This is a genomic window from Methylomonas sp. (assembly GCF_023228165.1).
Taxonomy (GTDB): Bacteria; Pseudomonadota; Gammaproteobacteria; order Methylococcales; family Methylomonadaceae; genus Methylomonas.
Map to the genome: position 1 here is coordinate 87,290 of NZ_JALOBS010000006.1, position 16,081 is coordinate 103,370.

At 39.3% G+C, this 16,081-nt stretch carries 12 protein-coding genes; 2 read left to right on the top strand and 10 right to left on the bottom strand.

Annotated elements, in window-relative coordinates; genetic code table 11:
* Positions 1–3: 3 nt before the first annotated feature.
* From wecB to M0R33_RS06130, 9 genes are read right to left on the bottom strand one after another with little or no spacing between them, the layout of a single operon-like run.
* Positions 4–1,155, bottom strand: a complete 1,152-nt coding sequence (gene wecB / locus M0R33_RS06090) for a UDP-N-acetylglucosamine 2-epimerase (non-hydrolyzing) (RefSeq protein WP_292566543.1) — start codon at positions 1,153–1,155, stop codon at positions 4–6.
* Complete coding sequence (locus tag M0R33_RS06095) at positions 1,136–2,161, bottom strand: XrtA/PEP-CTERM system-associated ATPase (protein ID WP_292566545.1); 1,026 nt, start codon at positions 2,159–2,161, stop codon at positions 1,136–1,138. The genes wecB and M0R33_RS06095 overlap by 20 nt, the downstream gene beginning before the upstream one ends.
* An 18-nt stretch (positions 2,162–2,179) precedes the next feature.
* The gene (locus M0R33_RS06100; RefSeq protein ID WP_292566548.1) at positions 2,180–3,790 is read right to left on the bottom strand and encodes a TIGR03016 family PEP-CTERM system-associated outer membrane protein; all 1,611 of its coding nucleotides are present in this window, start codon (positions 3,788–3,790) and stop codon (positions 2,180–2,182) included.
* Positions 3,765–4,625 (bottom strand): XrtA-associated tyrosine autokinase, encoded by an 861-nt coding sequence (locus tag M0R33_RS06105; RefSeq protein WP_292566550.1) that lies wholly within the window; start codon positions 4,623–4,625, stop codon positions 3,765–3,767. The genes M0R33_RS06100 and M0R33_RS06105 overlap by 26 nt, the downstream gene beginning before the upstream one ends.
* A gap of 15 nt (positions 4,626–4,640) precedes the next feature.
* A complete protein-coding gene (locus M0R33_RS06110) occupies positions 4,641–6,170 on the bottom strand; it encodes an XrtA system polysaccharide chain length determinant (RefSeq protein WP_292566552.1) in 1,530 nt (509 codons plus the stop codon).
* Between the two features lie 40 nt (positions 6,171–6,210).
* The gene (locus M0R33_RS06115) at positions 6,211–6,939 is read right to left on the bottom strand and encodes a polysaccharide biosynthesis/export family protein (RefSeq protein ID WP_292566553.1); all 729 of its coding nucleotides are present in this window, start codon (positions 6,937–6,939) and stop codon (positions 6,211–6,213) included.
* Positions 6,940–6,988: 49 nt separating this feature from the next.
* On the bottom strand, positions 6,989–9,418 hold the full coding sequence (locus tag M0R33_RS06120; protein ID WP_292566555.1) for a tetratricopeptide repeat protein: 2,430 nt from the start codon (positions 9,416–9,418) through the stop codon (positions 6,989–6,991).
* Between the two features lie 38 nt (positions 9,419–9,456).
* Entirely contained in the window at positions 9,457–10,194 is a 738-nt protein-coding gene (locus M0R33_RS06125) for a PEP-CTERM/exosortase system-associated acyltransferase (RefSeq protein WP_292566557.1), read from the bottom strand.
* Between the two features lie 36 nt (positions 10,195–10,230).
* Positions 10,231–10,704, bottom strand: coding sequence for a cyclic nucleotide-binding domain-containing protein (locus tag M0R33_RS06130; protein ID WP_292566559.1), 474 nt, complete (start codon positions 10,702–10,704; stop codon positions 10,231–10,233).
* A gap of 109 nt (positions 10,705–10,813) precedes the next feature.
* Between M0R33_RS06130 and prsK the strand changes: the two genes are divergently transcribed.
* Both prsK and prsR read left to right on the top strand, forming a co-directional pair.
* Positions 10,814–12,886: an XrtA/PEP-CTERM system histidine kinase PrsK gene (gene prsK, locus M0R33_RS06135; RefSeq protein ID WP_292566561.1), complete on the top strand. Its 2,073-nt coding sequence runs from the start codon at positions 10,814–10,816 to the stop codon at positions 12,884–12,886.
* Positions 12,883–14,256: a PEP-CTERM-box response regulator transcription factor gene (gene prsR, locus M0R33_RS06140; RefSeq protein WP_292566564.1), complete on the top strand. Its 1,374-nt coding sequence runs from the start codon at positions 12,883–12,885 to the stop codon at positions 14,254–14,256. The genes prsK and prsR overlap by 4 nt, the downstream gene beginning before the upstream one ends.
* Before the next feature lie 10 nt (positions 14,257–14,266).
* On the opposite strand, the gene M0R33_RS06145 is transcribed toward prsR, so the two are convergent.
* Positions 14,267–15,118 carry a transglycosylase SLT domain-containing protein gene (locus M0R33_RS06145; RefSeq protein ID WP_292566567.1) on the bottom strand — a complete coding sequence of 284 codons (852 nt, stop codon included), beginning with the start codon at positions 15,116–15,118 and terminating at the stop codon, positions 14,267–14,269.
* Between the last annotated feature and the right edge of the window lie 963 nt (positions 15,119–16,081).

Genomic DNA, 16,081 nt, shown 5'->3' on the forward strand with positions numbered 1-16,081 from the left:
AATTTAGTTGCCTGGAAGATAGCGATGAATAATTTCCGCCACGATGCGTTGCGCTGCCAGTCCATCCCAGTATTCAGGGACGCGTCCGCTTTTACCGCCACTGGTTAATACCTCATCTACGCACTGCATGATTTTGACGGGATCTGTGCCCACAATCGTATTAGTACCTTCAGTAACCGTAATAGGCCGCTCGGTATTTTCGCGCAAAGTAATACACGGCACTCCCAAAGCGGTAGTTTCTTCCTGCAAGCCACCGGAATCGGTCAACACCAGTTTTGCAGACCGCATCAATCCCAACATTTCCAGATAACTTACCGGCGGGAGAAGAACTACGCGCTGTTCAGACAATTCAGCTAATAAGCCGGCCTGACTGATCTTCTGTTGGGTTCTAGGGTGTACCGGAAAAATAACCGGCAATTTCTGGCTCAGCTCAGAAATAATTTTAATCAGACGCGCCAGTGTGGCTTGATCATCGACATTTGATGGGCGATGCAAAGTAAGTAGGGCGTAATTATTTTCCGAGACCGTTTGCGTGCAGGCATAGTTATCGAGTGTATCCCGCAGTGACGATGCTTGATTACAGTTATTCAGTAAACTATCAATCATCACATTTCCTGCAAAACATATTCGATCTTCAGATATGCCTTCTTTCAGCAAATTACTAGCTGCATCCCTTTCAGTGGTCAATAACAAATCGGATAGTTGATCAGTTAATATCCTATTTATTTCTTCAGGCATTTCCCTATCATAACTACGCAAGCCAGCCTCCACATGTATCAGCGGAATCTGTTTTTTCACTGCCACTAATCCACAAGCAACGGTGGAATTGACATCGCCGACCACCAACACCGCAAAAGGATTTACGTCGTCAAGAACTGGTTCGAATTTAAGCATAATATTGGCGGTTTGTACTGCATGAGTACCTGAACCTACTCCCAAATCCATATCCGGCTTGGGGATACCTAATTGTTGAAAAAAAGTATCCTTCATGGCTTGATCGTAATGCTGACCGGTATGAACCAAATACGGTGTTATTAAATGTTTAACATTTTGCAAAGCCCGCATAATAGGGGCCATTTTCATAAAATTTGGCCGGGCCCCGACCACACAAACCAGCACTTGCGGCTGTGTAGTGTTATTTTTTACCGCTGTCATAAACCGTGTCCATATCGAGCTGAATTAAAATTGCTTTTCTAAGCAAAGCCTTTTCCTTATTAGCAATATTATGAAGATTAAGCACCTCGCTTTCCAAGCGCAGCAAACGATCTTCAAATGATCCTGCTTCAGCACCGGAATAACGATTTGCTGACATTGAAGACGATGCGGTCTGCTCCTCGCGATCTTCGAGCTTCATCTCTTCGTTTACTTCAGAAATGACTTTTTCAACAGCTTGACTATCTAAAATACTTAACTCTTCTAAATAACCAAATAGTAACAACCGATCACACAAAGAATTGATGCGCCGAGGTGTACCCGCCGAAAAATCATGTATATCCGAGAAAACGTTAGGGTCAAACTCCGGCTTACCTTGCCACCCAGCGGTTTGCAACCGAAATAAAATATACTCTTTAGTTTCATCTTCATCCAGCGGATCAAGATGAAACGTAGAAACAATACGCTGCTTTAATTGCTCCATATCAGTCGCATATATGGTGCGTTTTAATTCTGGCTGTCCAACCAGAAAAACCTGGAAAACCGGCGTACCGTTTACATCCAGGTTAGTCAACATTCGTAATTCTTCCAACGATTGTTTGGGCAAATTCTGCGCTTCATCAATAATCAATAATAAGCGACGCCCTTCCCTCGCCTTCTCAATAATAAACTTTTCAAAGCTATTTAATAGACTCGCTTTATCATTATGCAAATATTGAAAACCAAATGTCGAAGCTATCAGTCTTAAGGTATCTTCGGGCCCGACTTGAGAGGTCATCATGACGCCAATCAATAATTTATCTTTATTAAGGTTTTTAACCAGACTTTTAACCAACATAGTTTTACCGGTGCCAGGAGAGCCGGTTACCAACACAAACCCTTCTCCCTGTGTCAAACCATACTGCATATACGCCAGGGCGCGTTTATGCACCGAACTTTGAAAAAAGAAATCAGGATCAGCGCTTAATTGAAATGGTTTTTGGCTTAAGTTGTAAAATCCGTCGTACATAAATTTAAAGTGGAAATTTTAAAAACGAACCGCAAAATTAGCTGTAGCGCGATTCTCTGTGTAGTCGTTTAAAGAAAAGTCAGATTGTTGATTGATATGTCTTAACTCTAAACTGGTATTCATCAGTAATGGGCGCCCCAAATTAATAGGCACACCTCGAGTCACCCCCAAAGCCACATCATATCGCTTACTATTCACTGATGAGGCGCCGCCACTATCCGTGGATTGCCAGTTAGGTCTTAAATAGAAATTCAATCTAGGATCGAATTGCCAGCGCCAACTCGCAGAAGCACCATATACATCATCCTGCACTAGGCTCGGTTCGTAATTTCGATGTGTATTGTAAAAAGACGCATTGTAAAAACTTTTTCCAGTTTGAAAGGTAAATGACAACTTAGCGTTTTTGCTAATAATCACATCGTTACCTAAACCCAAATTCGGTAAATTTGAATTAAGCACCAGAAGCTGTTGATCCGTGTCGCCAGACACCGCCCCCCCAGTGGGGTCGGAGAATATTTGTTGATCGGCTAAAACTTGTTGAACTGTTGTAGTATCCTGAGAATAGGTAAAATTAACAGCTGCCTGTTTTACACGATAGTTTAAATTAGCATTCCACGTATTACCGGTATTTAGTCCAATATCTTTATTTTGATACGTAACAAACGCAGATAGATTTGCGGATGGATTAACGCGAATAGTGACATGTTTATTGTTCCCATATCCTGCCTCGAGGGAATAGAATTGACTAGGATTCCATTGCGCACCAAAAGTATAAAAGAAGCCATTATTAATACTATTTGATGAGGTTTGGAAATCGTTATTTTCGTAACCGGCATGAACAAAAACATTATATTTCCGATTAAAATAATAACGAGCATCGCCAGTATAATGCTCAAAACGAACATCACTCCCACTTACACGACTTTGATCTTGAGATGAATAATTTAAATTCCATCTCATCGTATTAAATTTACTACCGCTTGACAGCCTGGCCTGCCTTGAAAAAGTCTCGGAATCAGAAATTTGACTCAGCAAAGGTGAAGAGGTTGTATTTGAATTTGCATTATCAAAAGAGGATTTTTGATAGCCGACTTTAAGCAAACCATTGGCATATTGCCCGAAATGAGGTGTCCAATACGGTGAAATATTGAAGTTTTTCGACTCTACTCTGCTGCCGTTTCCGGTTAAATTATCTGTAGTTATAAAGGTATTACTAATATTTTGTTGACTGATCGAACTACTCGTTTGCAAAAAAAGAGTATTCCGCAAAGCCTGATATAACGAACTCATTTGCAATTGATGGTTTATATCAATTGCATCGCTTCCTCCGGCATTATAAAGCCCTTGTAACCTATAGTTTAAATTTAGATTACTCCAGGGTGAAGAACCATACATTGAAATTCCGGGAGAAACCTCGGAGACAAATCCACTTTTCTTAGCATTATTCGACAATGCCAGATTATCAGAAAACACTTCGCTCATCGAGAGATTGGGACGAATACGCCAATCAAAAGCTAAGGCGCTCTCCGGAAATAAAAATCCAAATGACAATAAAATTGCAAATAACTTGTATGTTATTTTATGCAATTTAATACCATCTTTATCAATGACCATACTTACCATAACCATAGTTATATCCGTATAGATCAAGCTCCTTTTTGGTTTTATTGAGAAGAGTCATAACCACATCACAATTCGCTAACTTTGAAATCGACTCGTTAACAACATTTTGAGGTGTCTCCTCTGCGGCAATCACTAAAACAACTTGCCCAACTAACTCAGCAAGGATCTGAGCTTGTGTGGCCACTAACAAAGGCGGCGAGTCAAAAATTACAACCCTATCTTTATAACGTCGACTGACCTCTTCAGCAAACAAATACATTCTCTGGCTGGATAATAACTCTGTCGAATATTTATGTCTTTTACCTGCAGGAATGACATTAAGGTTAGATAAATCAGTTTTCAACAAAATATCCGAAAAATTAATTTTATCATTTTCAAGATACTCTATTAATCCGGGAGATTGTTTAATACCTAATTGCCTGGACACACTAGGTCGTTCGACATCCGCATCAATCAATAATACGCTTTTATCCAGCTCGTTGGCTATACTTAAGGCCAAGTTTATGGATACAAATGTCTTACCTTCACCAGGAAGGCTACTACAAATTAATATCAAATTAGGGCGAGAAATCCCATTAATTTCTCCACCTTGAATATTATTTACTAAGGGGCGCTTGATAACTCTAAACTCTTCTGCCAATTGTGATTTAGTATCATTGTGATCAATAAACCCTTCGGCAGCCAAAACATTCCAATTTATGACAACTTGATTATCTTTCGGAATTATTGAATCATCGTCACTGGTAAAATTATCGCTTTCAATTAATGAATCATCTGGTTTATTTTTCTCTATTAAGCCTTGGTTATTTGCTTTTTTTAAAGCGTTTTCAATAATACTCATCAGACTTACCTATTATTACTTGATAAAATCAAATAACATAATACCAATATATCCAAATATTATTAACGTAATTGTAATTAATAATAACCAATCCATGCTTTTTGCCCTATTAATTCCAATACTTGTTAAGGATACACTACCTAAAGAAGGCAACCCTGTAACTACCCTAACCTGTCGACTAGACATATAAACAGGGCGAATAAAATATATCAGAAACGCAACACAGAACCCGCTAATGATTCCGCCAACCAAAATCAATGAATAGAAAAGTATTCTATTTGGAGAAGATGGCTTGCTTGGTCTGGTTGGTGGATCCGCTATCTTAAATTTTAGGCGGGAAGTTTGGTCATCTACTCGTTCGGTAATATGGGCTTGCTCGCGCCTCTCAAGCAATTCAGAATATTTGCCATTTATAGTTTGATAATCCCTATTAAGATTTTTCATCTCAGTTTCAATAGCAAGCCTTTCATTCAACCCGTGCTCAATCATATTGATCCTTGCTTTTATTGAGTCGATTAACGCCTGAATTGAAGCTACCTCTGCTTCAGAATTATCGTATGCAATCTTTAAAGTTTGCACATAAGGATTAGACATTTTCTGTGGCCCAATCCAATCGGTTTCCAGGGCAACATCCTTCTTGTTCAATTCTTTTTGCTCTTTTAAAGATGCTATTAATCGATCAATTGCCAATATTTCCGGATGATTTTCTGTATACTTAATCAGCATCTCTACTTTTTTATCTTTTAACGCAGAAATTCTTGAATCTTCATGGGAAACCTCCTCAGAGAGATTTGTTATACCCCAATCTTCATTTGATTCTTGAATACTTTTCACTTGTTCGCCCAGAACATTTTTTCTAGCTATCGCTTGCTCCTGATTTGAAGTTGCCGTATTAAGCTGCTCCTTTAATTGATTTAATAATTGGAACTGATCGGACTCACCTGCCAGATAATCCAAATTCGCTCTTTTAAAATCTTCCTTTGCTTTTTCAGCTTCTTGTAGTCTAATTTCATAATCCCTAATTTGTTGTTCAATAAAATGCTGAGCATCGGTGGCATCCGCCATAGCCTTGCCTTGGGCTTGCTCTGAAAAGACGGTAAGAACTGCTTGAACGACACTTTTAGCCGTTTCAGGATCTGTTGAAGAATAACCAATATCAAAAATATCCCTATCTCGAGCTCCCGAAATAGTAATATCCTTTTTCAATTTCTCAATAAAATCACTGCTAATTACCTCTCCTGTTTTTTCCGCCTTCAAATGAGATAACTCGATAATTTTCTCTAAATTAGGCCTGGTAAACATTAATTGTTGGATAATTCTAATTAAAGCGGAAACATCGGGCTCAATTACCATGCCACGCATCAATGGCCTTATGACTGTGGATGAGTCAATATGCACTTTAGCTTTTGATTCGAATTTATCAGGCATTGTAAAAACGAAAGACCAACCACATATGCATACCAATAAGGCAAATAAGATGGCCAACCGCTTGTACTTGAGGGTACCTTTTAAATAGAAATAGACTTCAGATAACTCTTGTTGCATTTTATTTAGGATACTTTATGTGAAATAACCAAATTTGATATTAAAAATATGCATCTGGGATGATCAAAATATCACCTGGCATCATTAATACATTTGCCGACAAATCAGCATCATCGATTAAGTCATCGATTCGCACTCGGTATGATTTAAGATCCCCATCTACCTTGCGGATTACACTAGCCCTGTTACCATCAGCATATTGATTTAATCCGATTTGAATAATCACATCAAGCAAAGTCATACCCCTTTCATAAGGTATAGCTTTCCCTTGGTAACGCCCAATGCCTCCGCCGCCAATTCCGCCGCCGCCAATTCCGCCGCCGCCAATTCCTCCCCCGACTCCTCCAATACCGCCTGATCCGCCACGTCCCCCTGAACTTCCTCCACCGATACGACCTATAACACGAATTTGCTGATCTCTTATTCCTTGAAAACCCGACACCATAACTACTACTTGCGGGCTTTTAACATAAACCTTTAAAACATTTTCTATATCTCTCGCTAGCTGATAAGGGGTTTTTCCATTCGCCAATAATTCCTCAACTAATGGCACTGTAATTTTACCGTCAGGTCTTACTACCGCAGTAGTAGATAATTCAGGATTACCCCATACAAAAATATTAACACTATCTCCAGGTCCAATTTGATATGTGTAATCAGCAGATTGCGTAACGTCTTCAAGTAACGGCTGAGCGCATCCACCTGTAATTATAAAAAACACGCATATAGTAAGTCTACGCCATGTAACATACAGTTTAGTCTTTATCATTTTTAAAAAACCCTGCCCCAAAAAACTATGATAATGGATGCCATTAATATTAACGATTACTTAATTTCTTTATTAGTTTTATCGCCTCGTCTTTACCAGAAAAACTCCGTTTCTGGCTATCTGCCAACGAGATTGACTGCTTCAATTCAACAAGTGCTGTTGCCTTATTATCATTGTTAAGATGAGCGACACCTAAATGATACCTAATTTCGGGCATTTTTGGCTCTTTTACAATCAGCGATTCAAGAATTTCCAATCCCTCTTTAACCTTACCGTTTTTAACCAAAGCCCAGGCATAAGTATCTTGAAAGTAAATATTATCTTCATTCTTAAGTTTTTCAGATAACGCAAAACCTTTTTGCTGGTCTTCAATTATATTAGAATCAATCAGCAAGGTTACAAGATTATTTACAGCTGTATTTGCGTCTGGATACTTGTATATAATTTTTTCATAAATTTTACGTGCTTCCTGCTTATTTCCAGTTTGTTCATCAAGACTAGCCATAGCCATTAATAGCTGTTCATTATCGGGGTTATCTTGTAAGCCTTTAATATAAACCTCTTTAGCCGCTGCGGAGTCTTTCTTTATAACAACAGTTAGTTTTGCCAAGGCCAGATAAAGAGGAACCGAATTGCTAGTCATATTTTTAATTTCTTTCTTCAAAAGCGCTTCAGCTTTAAGATAATCTTTATTAGCAATATATAGATCACTTAACACACCAAGAATGACTAGATCATCGTTATATTTGTGATGCTGACTTTCTAGAAATGCAATAGCTTTTTCACGCTGGCCAATTCCTTCATATGATCGTACCAAATTTATCATTGAATTAACATTAGAAGGAAAGTCTACCAATATTTTCTCATAAAGTTTTATCGCATCTAAAAACTTTCCTGTACCTTGCAGAATGTTCGCCTCTAAATACAATGGCATAGATTTGTTTTTTGAAAAAACGGCAATCCTCTGTACTGTTAACTGTGCGTCCTCCCACTTTTTTTCGGCAATATCTAATTCTGCCTTTTTTGCAAGAAATAATACTTGATTTGGCTTTGCATTTATAGCCTTATCTATCAATTGACGTGCATTTTCCATTTGATTAGCATTTGTATAAAGATTATATATAAATGTAAAGGCCTGGACATTAGCCGGATTTATCTCCAAAGCTTGCTTATGATATTTTCCAGCCTGCTTCTTATCATTTTTCATTGCATAAGCTTGACCTAATAGCACATAAGCGACATCAGAGTCATTCTTCAACCAAATAGTCTTATTCAGTAAATCAATTGCATCATCAACCTTATATTTCAAGAGATACAACTTAGCCCTTAAAAGGCTCGCCTCAATATTATCAGAATTCTCTGCCAATATATCTGAAATAGCAGTTTCAGCCTTATCATAATCTTTATTGATGAAATAACTTTCTGCAATAATTGCCTGCGCAGATTGACCCTCTTTACTTTTTCTATCCCTGTCAATAATTAACCGCAACCCTCTAATAGCCTCATCGATGTAATTATTAGACATCATCCATTTTGACAACTCTAATACATCTTCATTTTTACTTGTTTGGTTTAAAATTTTATCAAACTCCGGGACAACTCGATCTTTAAATTTTGCATTTAAAAACTCAAGCAATAAAATTTCAACCTGCACCTTATCTTGGCTGTCGGATACCATTTCTCGCAGCTGCGCCTCTGCAAGATCCAATTTGTCCGTCATTGCATACATCGAAGCCAAGTTAAATTTGAACTTTTCATTACCTGGATATAATGTAATTAATTTTTTGTATTCATTTATAACAGCATCAATATCTTTTTTATTAGAGCTTATTTTTATTTTTAATAATCTTAAAGGTAAATTCTTTTCATCTAAGTTCAAAGCCGTATCAACCAAACTATTTGCTCGGTCAAGCTGATTATCTTCAAATGCAATAGCGGCTTTTAAAGACAATGCATCAATATTTTTGGGATCAGTTGACAATACTGAATCAATTATAGCCGTTGCTTTATTATTATTTTTCTGCCTTATAAATGCAGAGGCTTTTAGTAACTTTGCCTCGTCATTACTAGGATTTTCTCTTAAAATAAAATCGGCTTGCTCCATTGCCTTATCTAACTCTCCAAATAATAAATTTACTTTTCCCAATTTTTGCCGTACTTCTAGCTTATTTGGATCAAGCTCAATTGCTTTCAATAAGTTGTCTTTCATGGACTTAAAGTTATTCACTTTTTCATCAGAAAGTGCCATGTAATAATAAGTATCGGCGATATTATCTCCTGCTTGACTTGATGTTTTTAACTCAAGAATAGCTTTCTCATATTCGCCTTTTTCAAATAGCTCTTTTCCTTTTTTTAAGTGGCTTTCCGCTACTTCCTCAGGCGTTTCACAAGCCGTTAGCAATATTGCTCCCAACACCACCATCATGGTGGTTCGTGCTTTAGTTTTATTTGGTTTACTGAATACCAAGGTATCCTCCATAACGTTTTTATTTTAAATAAAAAATAGATATTTTAATATTAAGAATAAATAGCATTTTTGATCCATTGGTATAAATCAAATAAATCCGGGTGCATATTCTCAAGTACCGACTGTGTCGTTATAAAATATGGCGCTCTAATTCCATGATAAAATACATCTTTACCAACTCTCTGAAAGTCAATGCCAGATCGGTGCATCAACCGCGGTAAGAATGGCTCCATCATCGCAAACACATTTGTACGATTATCCACTTCTGTCATCGCCGTTGCAGCGAGAAAACAAGCAACAGCAATCAAAGAACAGCTTCTCTGTTCTTGATCAGAGAAATTAAGACTGCGTATTTCGCCAAACCTTGTCAACGATTCGCCTGTGCGTCTACGAAATGCACCATCTACTGCGAGCCTTGAAATCTCACAAACTGAAGATCTTTCTAATTCAAATTTATCAATCTGATTATGATCGAGACTTGAGTTGCAAAATTTTTCTAATGGTAGTGGCGCGTTAACGGTGTCACCTAAAGCGGGTACCAACCGCACACAACCAGCTGGTGTATCAGTCCTGCGATGGATAACTAGACAATGTCGTGATACCTGATCATATTCATCCTTCTCTAAGCAGTCGGGAAATAAGTCAGTCGCTTCATATTTAAATTCTTCGCAGTAAACACGATATCTAACCCCGTATACTTGCGTTCTTTGAGTCTCGGTTATCGCCAACTCAACTTTGAAATGTTTTTGAAAACCTTCCACCAAGGATAAATTGGACTCATCGTTCATAAATAGCCCCAATCACTTGATTCCACACCTATGATTTTAAAGGTATTTATCAATATCATGCGCTTTTATACCCCAAGCTAAAAGCTTTTCGATACGGTCATTAGCAGTCTCCAAACGTATCGCCATTATTTCAAACAGACCTTTCAAAAAAAGATAGCCCTCTATGGGATGATCATCAAGGTAAACACTTAACATATCACTTCGAATTTCTAAAATGCTTACATCTGTCAACGCTATCACAGAAGCAGTCCTCCGATGCATACCATATAAACAGATATCACCAAACACCGACCCAGCGTCCAAATCACATAGGCCGGGGGTTATTTTTATGTCCTTTTCAAGTTCAGCTCCACCTAACACACGTACATTACCAACTTCGATAAGGAACATAGAACTTCCGAGCTCACCTTTTTCAATGATCTTTTCATTCGCTTTGTACCTTACACGACGCCATGCCGCACCTTCGACAAACTGAGGACTGTTTAAAATTTCATCAAGTACTTGTTTCATAGCAACCTAACATTCAACCCAGTCTAAATGCATACCAAAACTATCTGTTATATTACCTTACACAAAGTTTTTTATCTCCACCCAAAGGTCTTATGACCTACTGTAAAACATGGAAAACTACCTTTTTTATAGCTACCTTAGCAGTACAATTGGCTATTGCGCGCTTTTTTTATTAACTATCTTAAAAAAAAGACGCAACGGACTACTTATTCTTGCGGCTCTATGTTCAACCATTTGGAGCGCAAGCATCCTTGCCGTAACACAAATCAATCAATTCTTTCTGGCAGAAACGCTCATTTTTGAAACATTAAGAAACATTACATGGTATTTGTTGTTGAGTTCACTATTGTCCAACCAGCAATGGGGAAATAGCTATCAATTCATTTTTCATTTCAAATTTATTTTACCTGCAACGCTGTTCCTATCTTTCGTTTCAAGTATAGAGACTTTTCCAGATTTCTTGGAATTCATTCAACATTCAATGAATTTTGATCCTCGATTTTTTGCCCATTTGTTTTGTGCTGTTATCGGTCTAATACTCACTGAACAACTTTATCGCAACACCCCCTTACAGCAACGCTGGCATATAAAATTCCTATGTTTAAGCATAGGAACAATGTTTGCGATTGACCTAATTGTGTACAGCAAGTCGCTACTTTACGAACATCTAGATTTACCTTTGTGGCACTCTCGCGGCTTTATCAACGCAGTGACAACCACATTTTTAGTCTTTTCATTGCCGCGCCTAGACTCACTGAATCTTACCCCATCACCATCGACGCCACGCAAAACAGTTTTTTACTCAACCATTCTTTTCGGGTGTGGGATATATCTTATTCTGATGTCTTTAGTCGGATATTTTTTGAAAAAAACAAATACAAATTGGGGAGAATCACTACAGACCGTCTTTATTTTTTTGGCCATTTTGCTACTGATTTTAACATTCACATCCGGCAAAATTCGCGCGTTGACCAAAGTATATTTTGGCAAACATTTTTTTCACTATAGTTACGATTATCGTGAAGAGTGGCTAAAAATTAGCAAGGCATTGGCAAAGTTAGAATCATTGGATGAATTGAAACACTTTATCATCACAACTCTAACTGACCTTGTCGAGAGCAGCGGAGGCGGACTGTGGCTTAAAAATGACCAAGGACACTTTTTTCTAGCTGCTGAGCAGAACTTACACCTAACGACGCAAGAACTTGATAGTCTAAGGGATCAGCATTATCTACCAGTCTATTTAACAAATAAACAGTGGGTGATAGATTTTTATGAACTAGCGCATGCTCCAGAAGTATACGATGACATAGACCTGTCCCCTTGGTGCTATGAAGATAGCGAAGTGTGGCTAATTGTGCCACTGTTTCATTTAAATCATCTTGAAGCATTTGCCATCCTTACTCAACCTCGCGTGCCTAGAAAATTAAATTGGGAAGACCATGACTTGCTAAAAACGGTTGGCATGCAATTGGCTAATGCAATCGCCCTAAATAAAGTTAGCGAAGCACTAGCCAACAATCGACAATTCGAGACCTATCACCGGCTTTCAGCTTACTTGGTGCATGATCTGAAAAACATTTCAGCGCAAATCGCTCTAATAGTTAAAAACGCTGATAAACACAAATTAAACCCGGAATTTATTGATGACACCATTGATACGCTAAAACATTCTGTAAACAAAATGCAGCATATTGTAGAACAGCTAAAACAGGGCAAGTCCACCCCTTTAGCCAACTCAAAAGTTAACTTGTCGGACATTATCAAAAAAATTCAGCAGCAGCAAAATGGCTTCCCTTCTATCCAAAGTGATATCCAGTGTGCTGACTGCATCATTAACATTGATCAGAACAAGCTAATTACGGTACTGTCGAATTTGGTACAAAACGCTCAAGACGCGTCGCAAAAACACGACGGCTGGGTAAAACTTGTCTTAACAACAACCTCCGACTATGCTGTCATCAAAATTATAGATAATGGCACAGGCATGGAGCCTTCATTTATTGCAGAACGGTTGTTCAAACCTTTCGATACAACAAAAGGGAACGCAGGTATGGGTATCGGTGCCTACGAAGCAAAAGATTTCATCTTAAAAAATGCCGGCCAATTGGATGTAGAAAGTCAATTCGGGCAAGGCACGACCTTCACCATTCGGTTTCCTTTACTTCATTCAATCAAATGACCTTAACTAATTTATTGCTAATTGTCGAAGACGACCCAGGCTTACAAAAGCAACTCAAATGGAGTCTGGATAATTATGAAATAATTATGGCGAGCAATCGCACAGAAGCCATCACCGCTTTACGCCGTCACATGCCTAAAGTGGTTACGGTGGATCTTGGCCTACCACCAGACCCAAGCAATGCTAGCGAAGGGTTAGCAACACTCAAAGAAATACTAGAGTTAGCCCCAACTACTAAAGTAATTGTCGTTACCGGCAACGATGACCGCAACAATGCAATAGAAGCAGTTGCACAAGGCGCATATGATTTTTATCAAAAACCTGTCGATGCGGATTCATTAAACCTGATTATCTCCCGTGCGTTTCATCTACATGCCTTGGAAGATGATTTTCGTAATTTACAACAACAACAAATGTTTTTCAGCGGAATCATCGCCACTAGCCCTCAAATGTTGAGCGTTATGCGCATGATTGAACGCATAGCCCCTACCCAAGCCACTACGTTATTGCTAGGTGAAAGTGGTACCGGAAAAGAAATGCTAGCCAAGGCTATTCATAAACAAAGCCCTCGCGCAAAAAAACCCTTTGTAGCCGTTAATTGCGCAGCCATACCCGAGTCATTGTTGGAGAGTGAATTATTTGGGTATGAGAAAGGCGCCTTTACCGGTGCAATCGCACAAACCAAAGGCAAAATTGAATATGCGGAAGGAGGCACTTTTTTTCTTGATGAAATTGGTGATTTACCGTTTGCGTTACAGGCCAAACTGCTCCGCTTTATTCAAGAACGCACTATTGAACGACTAGGTGGCCGCAAAGAAATTGCCGTTGATGTACGCATCATTTGTGCGACCCATCAAAACCTGCAAAACCTGATTGATCAAAATCTTTTTAGAGCCGATCTATATTATCGCCTTAGTGAAATCAACATAGAAATCCCACCATTACGGGAACGCGAAGGCGATATCATAGCTATAGCGAATTCGTTATTAAGGTCTTACTGTAAAAGCAATAATTGTAAAGCGAAAAGCTTTGCCGCAGATGCGGCACTAGCTTTAGAACAGTATTCTTGGCCTGGCAATGTTAGGGAATTAGAAAACAAATTAAAGCGTGCTGTCATTCTATCCGATAACAGTGTGATCACGTTAGAAGATCTAGAAATGACCACCAAAGTCGACAACGCTATGCCGCTGAATTTAAAAGAAGTCCGTGAGGCTGCGGAGATAACTGCAATAAAACGAGCCCTACATTATAACGATTACAATATTTCGGAAACTTCCAGATTACTAGGCATAACTAGACCGACACTCTATAGCTTAGTTGAAAAGCATGGACTACAAGATTTGATTCGCCATCAACTCGACAAACTCTAAGATGGCGTTGTCATATTTTTTGTTGGCTCAGCAAAGGATTCAAAGTTTGGGCCGGTATAGGATGAACAGACTTACCGTACCGCGCTAAAATCTGCTTAACATAATTCTGGGTTTCGCGGTAAGGTGGAATACCCTTATATCGTTCAACTGCACCTTCACCCGCATTATAGGCAGCCAGTACTAAATCGACTCTGCCATCAAAACGTCTTATCAACCAATGTAAATAAGCTATACCACCCGTGATATTTTGAATGGGGTCCCAACTATCAATCACACCAAAGCGCGCTGCCGTTTCAGGAATTAATTGCATCAAACCTTGGGCATTTTTGCTTGATATCGCATTTACTTTAAATCCAGACTCGGCTCGAATCACAGCCATAACCAATTCAGGATCAATACTGTAATATGGTGCAATTTGGTTCACCCAACTCTGCACTTTCTGTTTATTAGGGTTGGCATCAACAATTAGGTTTAATTCGGGCTCCAGCTGTTTACAATTCTCGTCGTCAACCGAAGAAACATCAGTGTACCTAGCAAGAATGTTTCGGGCTTCTATATCACCGGCTTCAGCTGCTTGCTTAAACCATCGCAAAGCCAAGGCTAAATCTCGAGCCCTACCCCGTCCATTAAAATACATAAAGCCCAGGTTATAAGCAGCTTCTGTGTCGCCCTGCAAAGCAGCCCGACAATACAAATGAAAAGCCCGTTGAAAGTCCTGCTTGACTCCATCCCGACCATGTTCATAATTCATAGCCAATAACCTTATAGCCTGCGGAGAATCGACAATATCATTTGCCCAAACACTTTGCATAAATATGACTATTAAAAAGGCAGCTACTGCTCGAATATTAGGGGAAACCATAGTTTTCAATCGCTCGCTATGTCGGAGGGGAGATTGCGCTAAGGGCGCATTATTATTTCACAGTATGCGCTATTAAATCTCAATGCCACCAGAAAGAACACTACCCAAAAGGGTAGCGGATCTATTTGTTAATGGCCAATAAACTGAGCCAAATGGTCAACAATTATGATCAGTTGAACCTCAATCCCGTTCCCAAACGCGAGGTGACAGCATTGATTCAATTACTGCTGAATCAGGTTAAACACGATGCGAAAATCACCCAGGCAATAAAGCCGTTAAAATCGAGGTGTTGACTCCTGAACAGGCCTCACAAACAGATTTGTTTTAGCGTCAAAAGAACGCTTGGCACCAAAGTGCGATGTCTTCGGGGAAACCTGCAATACCGATCTATCGACATTCGAAGCGGAAATCTAGCAACTACAAGACGACCAGCCTTACGAAACCGTCGTCATACCTAATCGCCCACCTCGACCATCGGCCTTTGCGGAATCATCTGCCGCTTATTGAACGTCGGCACGAGCCTGTCAATAACAACCCGTCGGATAACTGCATCCGGCCAATTGCTCTGGATAAAAAGAACTAGCTGTTTACCGGTTCTGAACACACCGGACAACGAATCGCCCATTATACGAACCTTACTCGGTACTGCCAAAAGGTCTAAACCTCCGGCATGTTTAAGAAAAACTGCCGATCTGGCCCGGAACCGCCTTGTTGCCTGCCTTGTTGCCTTTGACACCGGCGCCACTAACAAACTTTGTCTGAATGGGCAACAAAGTAGTAGTGGTACGCGCTTACCGATAATCCGCAAACCCAATCTCTAGAGTGATTAACAATTGCAACTGACTAGGTATGTATTAGTCGATGCAGATTTTACCATCTGTCCAAGCCTGCTTCTGTGCGTGATCCCGACATCTTGCGACGACTGGATAATCAGCAGCTAAACCATCCCCGTTAAAAAGAAAC

Bases quoted from the DNA above. Each gene is read 5' to 3' on its own strand.
- M0R33_RS06115 (WP_292566553.1), bottom strand. From the start codon at position 6,939: ATGATAAAGACTAAACTGTATGTTACATGGCGTAGACTTACTATATGC.
- M0R33_RS06105 (WP_292566550.1), bottom strand. From the start codon at position 4,625: ATGAGTATTATTGAAAACGCTTTAAAAAAAGCAAATAACCAAGGCTTA.
- prsK (WP_292566561.1), top strand. From the start codon at position 10,814: ATGGAAAACTACCTTTTTTATAGCTACCTTAGCAGTACAATTGGCTAT.
- M0R33_RS06100 (WP_292566548.1), bottom strand. From the start codon at position 3,790: ATGGTTATGGTAAGTATGGTCATTGATAAAGATGGTATTAAATTGCAT.
- M0R33_RS06110 (WP_292566552.1), bottom strand. From the start codon at position 6,170: ATGCAACAAGAGTTATCTGAAGTCTATTTCTATTTAAAAGGTACCCTC.
- M0R33_RS06145 (WP_292566567.1), bottom strand. From the start codon at position 15,118: ATGGTTTCCCCTAATATTCGAGCAGTAGCTGCCTTTTTAATAGTCATA.
- wecB (WP_292566543.1), bottom strand. From the start codon at position 1,155: ATGACAGCGGTAAAAAATAACACTACACAGCCGCAAGTGCTGGTTTGT.
- prsR (WP_292566564.1), top strand. From the start codon at position 12,883: ATGACCTTAACTAATTTATTGCTAATTGTCGAAGACGACCCAGGCTTA.
- M0R33_RS06120 (WP_292566555.1), bottom strand. From the start codon at position 9,418: ATGGAGGATACCTTGGTATTCAGTAAACCAAATAAAACTAAAGCACGA.
- M0R33_RS06095 (WP_292566545.1), bottom strand. From the start codon at position 2,161: ATGTACGACGGATTTTACAACTTAAGCCAAAAACCATTTCAATTAAGC.
- M0R33_RS06125 (WP_292566557.1), bottom strand. From the start codon at position 10,194: ATGAACGATGAGTCCAATTTATCCTTGGTGGAAGGTTTTCAAAAACAT.
- M0R33_RS06130 (WP_292566559.1), bottom strand. From the start codon at position 10,704: ATGAAACAAGTACTTGATGAAATTTTAAACAGTCCTCAGTTTGTCGAA.